The sequence below is a fragment of the uncultured Tepidimonas sp. genome, assembly GCF_938045175.1.
Lineage (GTDB): Bacteria > Pseudomonadota > Gammaproteobacteria > Burkholderiales > Burkholderiaceae_C > Tepidimonas.
In genome coordinates this window covers 1-14,374 of record NZ_CALIND010000033.1, presented here as the reverse complement: position 1 = coordinate 14,374, position 14,374 = coordinate 1, and the positions used below count along the sequence as shown (strand labels likewise).

The following is a 14,374-nucleotide window of genomic DNA, read 5'->3' as shown; positions in this document are numbered from 1 at the left end:
AGGGTGACCCCGGCCACGAAGAGATGCCAGAAATCGCTGATGAAATCGCTCATGATGATGCTCTCCTGTCAGGGCTCACTCGTCCTGGAACGGCAGCCGTGCCGCTTCCTCGAACCGGGCCCGGTTTTTCTTGGACCAGGCCCATGCCCAGATGCCGACGAAAGTCACGAGGCTCAGCACCGTGACGATGACGCGCAGGTCATTGACGTCCATGGTCGGCCTCCGTCATTGCTGGGTCACGGTGCTGGGCGCATCGGCCTGTGCCGCCTGCGCTGCCTGGGGCTTGGCCAGCTTGTCCCACGAGCGCGCGGTGCCCAATCCCTGCAGGTACGCAATCAGCGCCTCCATTTCGGTCTTACCCTGCACCTCCTCGACCGCCTTGGCGATCTCTTCATCCGTGTAGGGCACGCCCAGCTTGCGCAGCGCCTGCATCTTGGCGGGCAGCGACTCGGCGTCCACCGTGCGGCGCTCCAGCCACGGGTAGGCGGGCATGTTGGACTCGGGCACCAAGTCGCGCGGGTTGATCAGGTGCACCCGGTGCCACTCGTCCGAGTAGCGGCCGCCCACGCGCGCCAGATCCGGACCCGTACGCTTGGAGCCCCACTGGAACGGGTGGTCGTAGACGAACTCACCCGCGACCGAGTACGGGCCATAGCGCAGCGTCTCGGCATGGAACGGACGCACCATCTGCGAATGGCAGACATAGCAACCCTCGCGCACGTAGATGTCGCGCCCGGCCAGTTGCAGCGCCGGGTAGGGCTTGACGCCCTCGATCGGCTTGGTGGTCGAGTGCTGGAAAAACAGCGGGACGATCTCTACCAACCCCCCGACCGATACCACCAGCGTGATGAGGACGATCATGAGGAAATTGTTGGTCTCGATGCGCTCGTGACCGCTGGGCTTGTGGTCTTGTGCAGCCATGGTGTTTCCCTTTCCTCCATCAGTGAGCCGGGGCGGGGATGGCCACGGGCTCGATCTTGCCCTGCGTGGCGGTCTTCCAGACGTTCCACGCCATCACGAACATGCCAGCCAGGTACAGCACGCCACCCAGCAAGCGGATCACATAGAACGGATAGCTGGCCTTGACGGACTCGACGAAGGTGTAGGTCAGCGACCCATCGGGGTTGACGGCACGCCACATCAGGCCCTGCATGACGCCGGCGATCCACATGGCGGCGATGTAGAGCACGATGCCGATGGTGGCGACCCAGAAGTGCAGCTCGATGGCCTTGACGCTGTACATCTGCTTTTGCCCAAACAGGCGCGGAATCAGGTAGTACATCGAGCCCATGGTCACCAAGCCCACCCAGCCCAGGGCACCGGAGTGCACGTGGCCGATGGTCCAGTCGGTGTAGTGGCTCAGGGCGTTGACGGTCTTGATCGACATCATCGGTCCTTCGAACGTGGACATGCCGTAGAACGACAGCGACACGATCAGGAAGCGCAGGATCGGGTCATCACGCAGCTTGTGCCACGCGCCGGACAGCGTCATGATGCCGTTGATCATGCCGCCCCAGGACGGCGCGAGCAGGATGAGCGAGAACACCATGCCCAGCGACTGCGCCCAGTCGGGCAGCGCGGTGTAGTGCAGGTGGTGCGGACCCGCCCACATGTAGGTGAAGATCAACGCCCAGAAGTGCACGATCGACAGCCGGTAGCTGTAGACGGGGCGCTCGGCCTGCTTGGGGATGAAGTAGTACATCATGCCCAGGAAGCCGGCCGTGAGGAAAAAGCCCACGGCGTTGTGGCCGTACCACCACTGCACCATGGCGTCTTGCACCCCGGCGTAGGCGGAATAGGACTTCCAGAAGCTCACCGGGATGGCCGCGCTGTTGACGATGTGCAGCATGGCCACGGCGATGATGAAGGCGCCATAGAACCAGTTGGCCACGTAGATGTGGCGCACCTTACGGGTGCCGATGGTGCCGAAGAAGACCACCGCGAAGGCCACCCAAACGGCTGCGATCAGCAGGTCAATAGGCCATTCGAGTTCCGCGTACTCCTTGCCGCTGGTGATGCCCAGGGGCAGAGTGATCGCGGCCAGCACGATGACCGCCTGCCAGCCCCAGAACGTGAACGAGGCCAACGCCGGCGCGAACAGAGTGGTCTGGCAAGTGCGCTGCACCACATAGTACGCGGTGGCGAACAGGGCACTGCCGCCAAAGGCGAAGATCACCGCGTTGGTGTGCAGCGGTCGCAAGCGGCTGTACGTCAGGTACTCGATGCCGAAGTTGAGCTCGGGCCACGCCAGCTGGGCGGCAATGATGACGCCGACCAGAAAGCCGACGATGCCCCAGACCACGGTCATGATGGCGAACTGCCGCACGACCTTGTCGTTGTAGACCCCTCCGTGGGATCCCGCAGTGGTTGCAGACATAGGAACACTCCTGTTGAGAAAATCTTTCGCGCGCAGTATCCGGGACGAGGCCTTGCGCGCCCTTGACTTAAGTCAATCCTGGCGCAGGATGCGCTCGCCCTCGCGCTCGATGTTGTCGAACTGGCCAGACTGCAGCGCCCACCAGAACACGCCGATGATGAGCAGCACGAGCACGACCGACAGGGGAATGAGCAGGTACAAGATTTCCATGGTGGGGGGCGTCGTCAGACAGGGGTGGGGGTGGGAGCGGCAACGGCGGGGAGGCCGTTGGAGAGTGCCTTGGCCACCATGCGCGACAGCCGCATGGCATTGCCGATGACGAGCAAGGAACTGGCCGCCATCCCCAGGCCTGCCGCCCAAGGAGGCATCCAGCCCACCAAGGCCAACGGCACGCTGATGGCGTTGTAGCCGGCGGCCCAGGCCAGATTTTGGCGCACGATGCGCATCGTCGCGCGCGCCTGCTCGACCACGAACACGACGTCGCTGAGCCGACCACTTTGCACCACGAAATCGGCCCGGGTCTGCGTCAACGGCGCGCCATGCCCCAGCGCAAACGACACGTCGGCGCGGGCGAGCACCGGCCCGTCGTTGAGTCCGTCGCCCACCATCGCCACTCGGTGCCCCCCCGCCTGCCAGCGGGCGACTTGTTCGAGCTTGCGCTCGGGGCTGGCCTCGGCGACCACGGTGTCGATCCCCAGCGGACGAGCTACGCGCAGCGCCGCCCCGAGCCGGTCACCCGACAGCAAGTGCACCCGCAAACCAAGTGCGCGCAGCCGCTCGATCGCTGCACGCGCATCGGGGCGCACCCCTTCGTCCAGCACGAATGTCGCCACCCAGCCATGCGCATCGGCCAGATACGCACACGGCATGTCGGCGACGCTGCGCCCGGCCTGAACCAACGCGGCCTCGTCCAACCCGCAGTGCGCGGCCGACCCCAAGCGCCACTCGTGCCCCTCGGTGTCGCGGGCGGTCAACCCGCGCCCTGGGGTTTCCGCCACCTCCAGCAGCGGCGCCGGGCCATCGCCGGCGGCGGTGTCTTCGAACCGCGCCACCAGGGCGCGCGACACCGGGTGCAGCGAAGCGCGGGCCAGAGGCGCGGCCGCGCGCAGGGCACGCTCGACCGTCCAGCCGTCGCGCACGCGCACTTCGCGCACCACCACGCGGTCTTGCGTCAGGGTGCCGGTCTTGTCGAATACCACGGTATCGACGGCGGCCAGCGCCTCGAAGGCTTGCAGGCGCCGCGTCAAGATGCCGCGCCGCGCCAGCGCCCCTGCCGAGGCCAACATGGCGGCTGGCGTGGCCAGCGACAAGGCGCACGGACAGGTGACGATGAGCACCGCCACCGCAGTGGCCACCGCGCGGTGCGGATCGACGCTCCACCACAGCAGGGCCGACAGGGCGGCGGCCAGCAACACCAGCCCCAAGAACGGAGCGGCGATGCGGTCCGCCAGCCGCGCCAGGCGCGGTTTTTCGGTGCTCGCCTGCTCCATGAGCGAGACGATTTGCGCAAACCGCGTGTCGCGGCCCAGGCGGTCGATGCGCACGCGCACGGTGCCGCCGAGGTTGTAGCTACCGGCAACGACCGCGCCACCCCGGCGGCGCGTGATGGGATGCGACTCGCCAGTCAGCAGCGCCTCGTCCACGGTGGCAGCGTCGCTGAGCACTGTGCCGTCACCCGGAAACGCTTGTCCCGCTTCGACGCGAACCACGTCACCCACCTGCAAACGCTTGAGGGAGACGCGCTCGACCGTGCCGTCGGGGCGCTCCCGTTCGCACTGCTCGGGCAGGCGATTCATGAGCGCGTCGAGCGCGCCGGCCGTGCGGTCGCGCAACTTGAGCTCCAAGTAGCGTCCGCCGAGCAGAAAGAAGACGAACATGGTGAGCGAATCGAACCAGATGTCCTGCCCCCAAGGCCCGGTCGGGTCGAACGTGGCCAAGCTGCTGGCGACGAACGTGACCAAAATGCCGATCGACACCGGCGTGTCCATGCCGATGCGCCCCTGCCGGAGATCGCGCCACGCGCTGGCAAAAAACGGCCCGCTGGCAAACAGCATCACGGGCAAACTGAGCACCCACGACGCCCAGCGCAACAGTTGCACGATGTCGGCGGGAATTTCCCCCGGCGCGGTGACGTACTCCGGCCAGGTGTACATCATCACCTGCATCATGCAAAAACCGGCGACGAAGAGCCGCCACAGGGCCTGGCGGGTTTCCTTCACCCGCTCGCTCACGCCCAGCGCCTGCTGCATCGGCAGCAGCCGGTAGCCGGTGCGGCCGACGGCCTGCGCCAGCTCGGACAAACGGGTACGCGCCGGATCCCAGCGCAGCGTCAGGCGCCGAGTGGCAGCATGGACTTGCGCCTCGAGCACACCGGGGCAGCGCGCCAGGGCAGACTCCACCGTATCGGCGCACGCCGCGCAGTACATGCCTTGCACCATCAGGACCGACTCGTTGACGAAACCGTCGTCGGCCTCGCTTGCCTGGGTGAATGCCTGTTGCTCCAGGGGGTCGTCGAGCACCGCAAAATCGTCGGCCACCACGAGCGGCCCTCGGTGCTCACCGAGTAAATGCGACGTCCCGTCCGCCTGCACAACGGATGCAGGTACATGATCCGCGGAAGGCGCAACTCCAGACATGCGCGGAGCTTACGGAAATGACATCAACCTTGGTTTGATTAGTGTCAAATGACGAATCGGGGTTAACCCCCACCGCGTTCGATTCGCGTCGCTTGGCGCGTCTGCGGTACCACGTCGGTACGGATCAAGCCCTCCAAGCGGGACAGATAGGGGGTGATCGCCCGCGCCGCTTCGGACTCGATCTGGCGGTACAGCTGCAGCACTTCCCTCCCCAGCGGGGTCAGTTGGGCACCGCGCGCTTGCCCTCCCCCCCGGTGCTTGGCGACCAAAGGGCCAACGAAATGCTGGTTCATGGCATGGACCAACGTCCAGGCGCGCTGATAACTCATGTCCAACCGACGTGCGGCTTGGGCGATCGAGCCGCACTCGTCGATCAGCGCGAGCAGCTGCGCCTTGCCAGGTCCGATGGCGATCGCGTGTTTGACCTGAATGCGAAAGCGCGGGCGGTCCGAACCGTCCGCCGCTGCAAGGAGTTGAGATGTCATGGCAGTGCAGCCCCCCATATGCACGTCCGATTTTATGGTTATACTTAGCTGTAGATATCGCCTACAGGAGATATTGGATGAACCACGCTCGCGCCGACGCGTCTGTCGTCCGATGCTCGGGTGCCACGGTTTCCCTCCACCGCCGCGCCTTCGTGCAATGGGCCGCCGCCACGCTGGCCATAGCCTCTCCCGTCGCGGCACGCGCCCAATCGCCCACCGCTTTGACGGTGGCCGCGGCGTCGGATTTGAAGTTCGCGCTCGAGGAGGTGGGTGTGATCTTTGAGCGCCAGACGGGGTACAAAGTGCGGTTGGTGCTGGGGTCTTCGGGCAATTTTTACTCACAGATTCTGCAAGGCGCGCCGTTTCATGTATTCATGTCGGCCGATGAGGGGTTCGTCTTCAAGCTGGCCGATGCGGGCAAAACGCGCGACCGCGGTCGGCTCTACGCCTACGGGCGCATCGGGATCATGGTTCCACACGGCTCGCCGCTCAAAGCCGATGGCAGCCTCAAGGATTTGGGCGCTGCCCTGCGTGATGGCCGGCTCAAAAAATTTGCCATTGCCAACCCGGAGCATGCGCCCTACGGAATGCGGGCGCGCGAAGCGCTGCAGCACGCCGGACTGTGGTCTGAGATCCAGCCGTTTCTCGTGCTGGGTGAAAACATCTCGCAGACGGCGCAGTTTGCCACTTCTGGCAGCACTCAGGGCGGCATCATCGCACTGTCGCTGGCGTTGGCGCCCCAGGTGGCGCGCACCGGGTCTTTCGACCTGATCCCAGCCCAGTGGCATCAGCCGCTGGCGCAACGCATGGCGGTCATCACCGGGGCGCCGCCGCAAGCGGATGCGTTCTACGATTTCATCGCGTCGCCCGCCGCACAGGCAATCATGAAGCGATACGGTTTCGAAATGCCCCGCTGAACGCCAGTTCGGAGGCAGGATGGATTGGCAGGCGTTGACCCTATCGCTGGAGTTGGCGACGGCTACTCTGCTCGTGCTGCTGCCCGTGGGACTATGGCTGGGTCGTTGGTTGGCGTATCGCCAGTTTGCGGGCAAGGTACTGATCGAAGCGGCCGTGGTGCTGCCCCTGGTTTTGCCACCCACGGTGCTGGGCTACTACCTCTTGGTGGGGTTGGGCGGCGCGTCGCCTATCGGGCGCTGGGCGCAGGAGACATGGGGTGTCGCGCTGACGTTCAATTTTCTAGGGCTGCTCATCGCCTCGATCGTTTTCAATATTCCGTTCATCGTGCAGCCGATACAGCGCGCCTTCGAGTCGATCGATCCGCGGCTGATCGAGGCCGCGCACGTCAGCGGTTTGGGGACGTGGTCGACACTGTGGCGGGTGGAACTTCCGCTGGCGTGGCCGGGTATCCTTTCGGCGTGCATCTTGACGTTCGTGCACACCCTGGGTGAGTTTGGCGTGGTGTTGATGATGGGCGGCAACATCCCGGGCGAGACCAAGACCATCGCGATTGCGATCTACGACCGCGTGCAGGCGTTCGACCTGGAGAATGCCAATCGCATGGCGGGACTGCTCTTTTTGCTCTCCTTGGTGGCCGTGGCGGCCTCTTTCGTGGCCACTGCGCGCTTGACGCGCGCCCGCGGGGAGCGCCAGTCATGAGCGCAGCGTCCGTGTCTCACGATGCGCACGGAGCGTATGCCCTTGCTGCCTCGCAGGCGGCAGCAACGCAAGGCCTGTGGGTCGAGGTACAGCAAGATCGACCGATGCGCGTGCACGCCCGGCTGCACTGCCCGCCCGGCGAGCTGCTGGCCCTGGTGGGGCGCTCGGGTGCGGGCAAGACGTCGCTGCTGCGCATCCTGGCCGGGTTGCTGCGCCCTAGCGAGGGCCACGTGGCCGTGGATGGCCAGGTGTGGTGCGACACGCAGGCTGGCATCCACCTGCCGCCGCAGCAGCGCCGCGTCGGCTTGATGTTTCAGCACTATGCCCTCATGCCGCACCTGAGCGCACTGGACAACGTGGCGCTGGCGCTGTTGCATCTGCCGCGGGCGCAGCGCCTGGCGCAGGCACGGCAGTGGCTGGACCGGGTACAGCTGACGCGCGAGCAGCAGGCGCGCCGCCCCGCAGCCCTGTCCGGGGGGCAACAGCAACGCGTCGCGCTGGCGCGCGCGCTGGCGCGCGCGCCGCGGCTGCTGCTGCTCGACGAGCCGTTTTCCGCCGTGGACCAGTTGCTGCGCCAGGAGCTCTACCGCACGCTGGCCGACGTGCGCGCCGACCTGCACATCCCCATCGTGCTGGTCACCCACGATTTGCAGGAGGCCCGCCACCTGGCCGACACGCTGGCCGTCATGGATGGCGGCGAGGTGCTGCAACAAGGCAGCCCGGCGCGCCTGTACCGCAGCCCGCGCAACGCCCGCGTGGCCGACCTGCTGGGGGTACAAAACCGCTTTCAGGGCGTGTGGCTGGGCCCGTGCGAGGACCAACCTGGCATGGGCTGGCTGGGCTGGCTGCCCGACGACAGCGACGCCGACGCCCCCGTACGGCGCCTGCGCGTGCCTGACAAGGGCCGGATCCCCGCGGGTCAGCGGGTCAGTTGGATCATCCAGGCCGACGGGCTGCACCTGCTCGATGCGCCGGTCGCCCCTGGCAACCCCAGCGTGCTGTGTGCCCAGGTCGCCGAGCTGCGCTACCTGGGCGACTTGTCGCTGGCGACCCTGACGCTGACCGAGGTGCCGGGCACGCGGCTGCGCCTGACGCTGGCCGGGGCGCAACGCACGGGGCTGAAGCAGGGCCAGCGGTTGTGCGTGCGGCTGGATCCCGATTGGGTGCACGTCATGCCCACGCGGCGCCCCTGAGACGCGGACACGCGCGCTCTGCGCGGCGCTTGACGTGGGTCAAATCGGTGACGGGCGGCGCGGTTACGCTGGCGCTGTCTCAAAAAACGGATGAGGAGTCACCCATGTACCAACGCATTCTGGTAGCCACCGATGGCTCGGAGCTGTCGGACCGTGCCGTCGATCACGCCATCGCCCTGGCCGACCTGACCGGTGCCGAGCTGGTGGCGCTGCGCGTGGTGCCGCGCTACCCACAGACCTACTTCGAAGGGGGGGTGGCGCTGGGCACGGCCGAGGTGCGCCAGATCGAAAAGCAATGGGAAGACGAAGCGCGCGCGACGGTGCAGGCGGTCAAGACCCGGGCCCAGCCGCGGCAGGTCAAGGTCAAGCCCCTCACGGTCAAGTCGGACCTGGTCGCCGAAGCCATCATCGCTGCGGCCAAGCGCCACAAATGCGACCTGATCGTGATGGCCTCGCACGGGCGCCGGGGGCTCAAGCGCCTGCTGCTGGGCAGCGAGACGCAACAGGTGTTGACGCACTCCCACACGCCCGTGTTGGTGCTGCGCTGACGGCACGCGGGGCGCTTCAAGCAGTGAAGGTGTCGCGCCAACGCTCGCGCAGCAGGTTCTTTTGCACCTTGCCCATCGCGTTGCGCGGCAGCTCGTCCACGATCACGCAGCGCTTGGGGATTTTATAGTTGGCCAGCCGCGTGCGCAGCGCCGCCAGGATCGCCTCCGGGTCGGGCTGGGCGCCGGGGCGGGGAATCACCAACGCGACCCCGACTTCGCCGAAATCGGGGTGCGGCACGCCGATCACCGCGCTCTCGGCCACGCCGGGCAGCTCGTTGATGGCGCCCTCGACCTCGGCCGGGTAGACGTTGTAGCCGCCGCTGATGATCAAATCCTTGCTGCGCCCAACCAGCGTCAGATACCCGCGCGCGTCGACGAAGCCAACGTCGCCCGTGCGAAACCAGCCATCGGCGGTGAACTCGGCACGCGTCTTGTCGGGCAGGCGCCAGTAGCCCTGAAAGACGCTGGGGCCGCGCACCTGCACGCCGCCCACGTCACCCACCGGCAACGGGCGGTCGTCGTCGCCCGCGATGCGCAACGCCACCCCGGGCAGCGGAAAACCCACCGTGCCGGCGCGGCGTTCGGCCTGCCCGCCATAGCGCGGATCCGGCCCATACGGGTTGGAAGTCAGCATGAGGGTCTCGCTCATGCCGTATCGCTCCAGGATAGTGTGGCCGGTGCGCGCCTGCCAGGCGTGGAAGGTCTCGGTCAGCAGCGGGGCCGAGCCGGAGATGAACAGCCGCATGGACGCGCAGCGCTCGGGCGTGAGGTCTGGCTCGGCCAACAAGCGGGTGTAGAGCGTGGGCACGCCCATGAAGACCGTGGCGCGCGGCAACCAGCCCAGCACGGTGCGCGCATCGAACCGGGCCGCCCACAGCATGGGGCTGCCGTTGAGCAGCGCGCCATGCACCGCCACGAACAGCCCATGCACGTGAAACGTGGGCAGCACGTGGATGAGCACGTCACCCGCACGCCAGCCCCAATAGTCGTGCAACACCTGAGCATTGGCCAACAGGTTGCCGTGCGTGAGCATGGCGCCCTTGCTGCGCCCCGTGGTGCCGCTGGTGTAGATGATGGAGGCCAGCGCCTGCGCGCCCACCGCCACCGGACCCTGTTCGTCCGACTGGTGCGCCGCGCGCTCCAGCAGCGTGCCACTGCGATCGGCACCCAGCGTGAACACCGCGCGCGCACCGGCCCGGAAGGCGAGCTTGCTGACCCACCCGAAGCGCTCGGGCACGCACACCACGACTGCCGGTTCGGCATCGGCGATGAAGGATTCGACTTCTGCCGGCTGGTAAGCGGTGTTGAGCGGCACGTAGACGTGACCGGCGCGCAGCGTCGCCAAGTACAGCATGAGCGCCTCGACCGACTTGTCGACCTGCGCCACCACACGAGACGCGGGCGGCAAATCGAGGCTGGCCAACAGGTTGGCAATCATGGCGCTGCCCCGGTCGAGGTCGCGCCAGGTGTAGACCAGGCCATCGCCGGTCTCGATGGCCCAGGCATCCCCGTCCGCCGGAAAGGCCGCACGCAGGGCGTCGTACAGATTGGTCATGGTCATGGTCATCGAGCAGCCCGGCGCGCCCAGAACCACAGAACCACGCCCGCCAGCACCATCGGCAGGCTCAGCCACTGCCCCATGCTCAAGCCCAGCGACAGCAGGCCCAGGTGGGCGTCGGGTTCACGAAAATACTCCGCCGCGAATCGCAGCAGCCCATAGCCCGTCAGAAAGGCCGCCGAGACCTCGCCCAGGCGGCGCGGCTGGCGCGCGTAGAGCCACAGCAGCACGAACAACAACACCCCTTCCAGCACCGCCTGATACAGCTGCGAGGGGTGTCGCGGCAAGGGGCCAGCGCCCGGGAACACCATCGCCCACGGCAGGTCCGGACTGGCCACCCGACCCCAAAGCTCACCGTTGATGAAGTTGCCGATGCGCCCGGCCGCCAGCCCCGTCGGCACGCACGGCGCGATAAAGTCCATGACTTGCAGCCACGGCCGCCCGTGCCGACGCGCCCACAGGGCCAGCGCGATCAGCACCCCGAGCAGCCCACCGTGAAAGCTCATCCCCCCCTGCCAGACGGCAAAAATCTGCAGCGGATCGGCCAAATAGTCGAGCGGCTTGTAGAACAGCACGTAGCCCAGCCGCCCGCCCAGGATCACCCCGAGCACGCCCCAAAACAGCATGTCCTCCACGTCACGCGGCTGCCAGCCCAGGCTGCGGTAGGGTTCGTGCCGCAGGCGCCGCCGCCCCAACCAGACGAACAGCGCAAAACCGACCAGGTACATCAACCCGTACCAGTGCACGGCCAGCGGGCCAATGCGCACCGCCACGGGGTCCCAGCCCGGATGCATCAACATCCCCGGCCTCCTGTCGCGAACGGGTTTGGGCACCGGGGCGGTTCCGCGCTACCATGACGCGCAGACCCGAACCACAACGACCCACAACCAACCTGACGGGAGTCACCATGCCCACCACGATTGCGGACAAGGCGCCACGCGAACGCCGCCGGGACACGGCGTTGCGCGACATCTTCGAGGATGCTTACGAACGTTGTCTGCCCTTCCTCGATCCGCAGCGCGGCATTCGGGGGGTTCCCATGGTGCATCAGGCCATCCTGACCCTGCGCGAGCACTACCCCCATTTGGACATGCTGCAAGTGTACGTGCTGGTGCAGGCGCTGCAGCGCACCCACCAGGCGCGTCGGCGCCAGAACCACACCGACGCCGGATGACGGCGGCAGCGGCCGCTCAGTCCAGCCGGCTGAGGTCACGCACCGCTCCCTTGTCGGCCGACATGGCCAGCATCGCGTAGGCCTTGAGTGCGGCCGACACCTTGCGGGCGCGCGGCTGCGCGGGCTTCCAGCCCTTGGCGTCCTGCTCGGCACGCCGGCGGGCCAGCTCTTCGTCGCTGACCAGCAGCTCGATCGAGCGCCCGGTGACGTCGATGCGAATGCGGTCGCCGTCGCGCACCAAGCCGATGGTGCCGCCCGCCGCCGCCTCGGGCGAGACATGCCCAATCGACAGCCCCGAGGTGCCGCCCGAGAAGCGCCCGTCGGTCAGCAAGGCGCACACCTTGCCCAAGCCCTTGGACTTGAGGTAGGACGTCGGGTAGAGCATCTCTTGCATGCCCGGCCCGCCGCGCGGCCCCTCGTAGCGAATCACGACCACGTCCCCCGGGCGGATCTGGTCGCCCAAGATCGCTTCGACCGCCGCATCCTGGCTCTCGAACACGCGCGCCGGCCCCTCGAAGACGCGCAGCACCGAGGTCGGTACGCTGGTCGTGTAGCGCAGCTGCTCGACCTCGAACATGCTCTCGTCGATGCCCGCCGTCTTGACGATACAGCCATCGACCGCCAGGTTGCCATAGAGCACGGCCAGCCCGCCATCGCGGGAATAGGCGTGCTCGACGCTGCGAATGCAGCCCGAGCGGCGGTCCAAGTCCAGCGACGGCCAACGCGTGTCCTGGCTGAACGGCGTCTGGGTCGGAATGCCGGCGGGTCCCGCGCGGTAGAAGGTTTGCACCGCCTCACTGGGCTGACGCATCACGTCCCAGGCGTCGAGGGCGTCTTTGAGCGTGGCGCTGTGTACCGTGGGAACGTCGGTGTGCAGCAAGCCAGCGCGGTCGAGCTCGCCCAGTATGCCCATGATGCCACCGGCGCGGTGCACATCTTCGATGTGGTACTTGTTGGTGTTGGGCGCCACTTTGCACAGGGTGGGCACGCGGCGCGACAGGCGGTCGATGTCGGCCATGGTGAAGGGCACCTGTGCCTCCTGCGCCGCGGCCAGCAGGTGCAGCACGGTATTGGTCGAGCCGCCCATGGCGATGTCGAGCGTCATCGCGTTTTCGAAGGCACGCAAAGTGGCGATGCTGCGCGGCAGCACGCGCTCGTCATTCTGCTCGTAGTAGCGCCGTGCCAGCTCGACGATCAGGCGCCCGGCGCGCCGGAACAGCTGCTCGCGGTCGGCATGGGTGGCCAGCACCGTGCCATTGCCGGGCAGCGACAGGCCCAGCGCCTCGGTCAGGCAGTTCATCGAGTTAGCGGTGAACATGCCGGAACACGAGCCACAGGTCGGACACGCCGAGCGCTCCACCTCGGCCACCGTGGCATCGTCCACGTCGGGGTTGGCGGCCATGACCATGGCATCGACCAAATCGAGCTTTTTGATCTGCACCGTCTGCTCACCCGGCACGGCCAGGCGCACCTTGCCAGCCTCCATCGGCCCGCCCGAGACGAACACCACCGGAATGTTCAGGCGCAGCGCCGCCATCAGCATGCCGGGCGTGATCTTGTCGCAGTTGGAGATGCACACCAGCGCGTCCGCGCAGTGCGCATTGACCATGTACTCGACGCTGTCGGCGATGAGCTCACGGCTGGGCAGCGAGTACAGCATGCCATCGTGGCCCATGGCGATACCGTCGTCGACCGCAATCGTGTTGAACTCCTTGGCGACCCCGCCGGCCGCCTCGATCTCGCGAGCCACGAGTTGGCCCAAGTCCTTCAGGTGCACGTGCCCCGGCACGAACTGGGTGAACGAATTGGCCACGGCGATGATGGGTTTGTCGAAGTCGCCATCCTTCATGCCGGTGGCGCGCCACAGCGCGCGGGCGCCAGCCATGTTGCGGCCGGCGGTGGTGGTGCGGGAACGGTAGGTGGGCATGGTCACGCTCGGGTTTTGCAGTCAAGCCAAGATAACGCGGCGCTCCATCGTCCGATGGCACAGCCGCTTGGGCCGCATTGTGCCAGCAGCCGTCCTCAACGGCGCGACACGGGGGGCTTGAGCCGGTCGCGCGCCTTGGCCAGCCGCGCCGCTTTGCGCGCCTCTTCCTTTTCCACGGCCTTGCGCTGCGTATAGCCGGACCAGTCGGCCCACCACCACCAAACGGCCGCCAGACCAAAGGGGGCCAGCACCCAGCCCCAGCCCCACTGCGCCACCGGCCCGACCTCGGCCCACTTCAGGGCCAGCAACACCACCCCGACCAGCAACAAGGCCATCGTGCGTCCCTTCGAAAACCCACCGGGTGCGGCCTAGGCTCCGCGTACCGGGTCGTATCGTTTGCAACAAACTGTGACCAAACATTGTGCCCGAGGACCGCCTCATTAGAATGGAAATACCGAAACGCCGATTCCCTCAATCCACAGTGAGGACTGAAACCATGAAACACGCTCTGCTCATTCTGGCGGCAACCGCTGCCATCTCTGGCCCCGCCCTGGCCGACGAGGCCCTGGCCAAGGCCAAAAACTGCATGGCCTGCCACGCGGTGGACAAAAAGCTTGTGGGCCCGGCATACAAAGACATCGCCAAAAAGTACGCCGGCGACGCCAAGGCCGCCGACATGCTGGCCACCAAGATCCAGAAGGGCGGCGCGGGCGTGTGGGGCGCGATCCCCATGCCGGCCAACCCTCAGGTCAGCGACGCCGAGGCCAAAAAGCTGGCCACCTGGGTGTTGGGCCTGAAGTGACGGCAGTGTGCGCGTCGCCGCCGGGGCGGCCACGCGCACCTGATGAAAGGCTTGCCG

At 66.9% G+C, this 14,374-nt stretch carries 16 protein-coding genes; 6 read left to right on the top strand and 10 right to left on the bottom strand.

Annotated features, from left to right (window positions below; all coding sequences use genetic code 11):
• Positions 1 to 75 precede the first annotated feature (75 nt).
• From Q0716_RS01635 to Q0716_RS01610, 6 genes are all read right to left on the bottom strand, one after another.
• Complete coding sequence (locus Q0716_RS01635) at positions 76 to 213, bottom strand: cbb3-type cytochrome c oxidase subunit 3 (protein WP_299018954.1); 138 nt, start codon at positions 211 to 213, stop codon at positions 76 to 78.
• A 12-nt stretch (positions 214 to 225) separates the two neighbouring features.
• Positions 226 to 921 (bottom strand): cytochrome-c oxidase, cbb3-type subunit II, encoded by a 696-nt coding sequence (ccoO, locus tag Q0716_RS01630; RefSeq protein WP_299018952.1) that lies wholly within the window; start codon positions 919 to 921, stop codon positions 226 to 228.
• 19 nt (positions 922 to 940) lie between these two features.
• Positions 941 to 2,377, bottom strand: a complete 1,437-nt coding sequence (gene ccoN, locus Q0716_RS01625) for a cytochrome-c oxidase, cbb3-type subunit I (protein WP_299018950.1) — start codon at positions 2,375 to 2,377, stop codon at positions 941 to 943.
• A 72-nt stretch (positions 2,378 to 2,449) separates the two neighbouring features.
• Positions 2,450 to 2,587 (bottom strand): cbb3-type cytochrome oxidase assembly protein CcoS, encoded by a 138-nt coding sequence (ccoS, locus tag Q0716_RS01620; RefSeq protein ID WP_299018948.1) that lies wholly within the window; start codon positions 2,585 to 2,587, stop codon positions 2,450 to 2,452.
• Positions 2,588 to 2,601: 14 nt separating this feature from the next.
• Positions 2,602 to 4,917: a cation-translocating P-type ATPase gene (locus tag Q0716_RS01615; protein WP_299018946.1), complete on the bottom strand. Its 2,316-nt coding sequence runs from the start codon at positions 4,915 to 4,917 to the stop codon at positions 2,602 to 2,604.
• A gap of 158 nt (positions 4,918 to 5,075) precedes the next feature.
• Positions 5,076 to 5,498: a LysR family transcriptional regulator gene (locus tag Q0716_RS01610; RefSeq protein WP_299018943.1), complete on the bottom strand. Its 423-nt coding sequence runs from the start codon at positions 5,496 to 5,498 to the stop codon at positions 5,076 to 5,078.
• Positions 5,499 to 5,575: 77 nt separating this feature from the next.
• Here Q0716_RS01610 and modA point away from each other — a divergent pair, with 77 nt between their 5' ends.
• The 4 genes from modA (at position 5,576) to Q0716_RS01590 (ending at position 8,856) form a co-directional block, all read left to right on the top strand.
• Complete coding sequence (gene modA / locus Q0716_RS01605; RefSeq protein ID WP_299018941.1) at positions 5,576 to 6,415, top strand: molybdate ABC transporter substrate-binding protein; 840 nt, start codon at positions 5,576 to 5,578, stop codon at positions 6,413 to 6,415.
• Positions 6,416 to 6,434: 19 nt separating this feature from the next.
• On the top strand, positions 6,435 to 7,115 hold the full coding sequence (modB, locus tag Q0716_RS01600; protein WP_299018939.1) for a molybdate ABC transporter permease subunit: 681 nt from the start codon (positions 6,435 to 6,437) through the stop codon (positions 7,113 to 7,115).
• Positions 7,112 to 8,308: an ABC transporter ATP-binding protein gene (locus Q0716_RS01595; protein WP_299018937.1), complete on the top strand. Its 1,197-nt coding sequence runs from the start codon at positions 7,112 to 7,114 to the stop codon at positions 8,306 to 8,308. Before modB ends, Q0716_RS01595 begins: the two co-directional genes overlap by 4 nt.
• Positions 8,309 to 8,412: 104 nt before the next feature.
• Positions 8,413 to 8,856 carry a universal stress protein gene (locus Q0716_RS01590; RefSeq protein ID WP_299018935.1) on the top strand — a complete coding sequence of 148 codons (444 nt, stop codon included), beginning with the start codon at positions 8,413 to 8,415 and terminating at the stop codon, positions 8,854 to 8,856.
• Between the two features lie 16 nt (positions 8,857 to 8,872).
• On the opposite strand, the gene Q0716_RS01585 is transcribed toward Q0716_RS01590, so the two are convergent.
• Complete coding sequence (locus Q0716_RS01585; protein WP_299018933.1) at positions 8,873 to 10,417, bottom strand: malonyl-CoA synthase; 1,545 nt, start codon at positions 10,415 to 10,417, stop codon at positions 8,873 to 8,875.
• A 2-nt stretch (positions 10,418 to 10,419) separates the two neighbouring features.
• Positions 10,420 to 11,214 carry a prolipoprotein diacylglyceryl transferase gene (gene lgt / locus Q0716_RS01580; protein WP_299018931.1) on the bottom strand — a complete coding sequence of 265 codons (795 nt, stop codon included), beginning with the start codon at positions 11,212 to 11,214 and terminating at the stop codon, positions 10,420 to 10,422.
• Between the two features lie 107 nt (positions 11,215 to 11,321).
• Between lgt and Q0716_RS01575 the strand changes: the two genes are divergently transcribed.
• Positions 11,322 to 11,588 (top strand): hypothetical protein, encoded by a 267-nt coding sequence (locus Q0716_RS01575; RefSeq protein WP_299018929.1) that lies wholly within the window; start codon positions 11,322 to 11,324, stop codon positions 11,586 to 11,588.
• A 16-nt stretch (positions 11,589 to 11,604) separates the two neighbouring features.
• Here Q0716_RS01575 and ilvD read toward each other — a convergent pair whose 3' ends face one another.
• Together ilvD and Q0716_RS01565 are read right to left on the bottom strand one after the other, a co-directional pair.
• The gene (gene ilvD, locus Q0716_RS01570; protein ID WP_299018927.1) at positions 11,605 to 13,515 is read right to left on the bottom strand and encodes a dihydroxy-acid dehydratase; all 1,911 of its coding nucleotides are present in this window, start codon (positions 13,513 to 13,515) and stop codon (positions 11,605 to 11,607) included.
• Between the two features lie 95 nt (positions 13,516 to 13,610).
• Positions 13,611 to 13,850 carry a TIGR04438 family Trp-rich protein gene (locus Q0716_RS01565; protein ID WP_299018925.1) on the bottom strand — a complete coding sequence of 80 codons (240 nt, stop codon included), beginning with the start codon at positions 13,848 to 13,850 and terminating at the stop codon, positions 13,611 to 13,613.
• A 161-nt stretch (positions 13,851 to 14,011) separates the two neighbouring features.
• Between Q0716_RS01565 and Q0716_RS01560 the strand changes: the two genes are divergently transcribed.
• Positions 14,012 to 14,317 (top strand): c-type cytochrome, encoded by a 306-nt coding sequence (locus tag Q0716_RS01560; RefSeq protein ID WP_299018923.1) that lies wholly within the window; start codon positions 14,012 to 14,014, stop codon positions 14,315 to 14,317.
• Positions 14,318 to 14,374 lie beyond the last annotated feature (57 nt).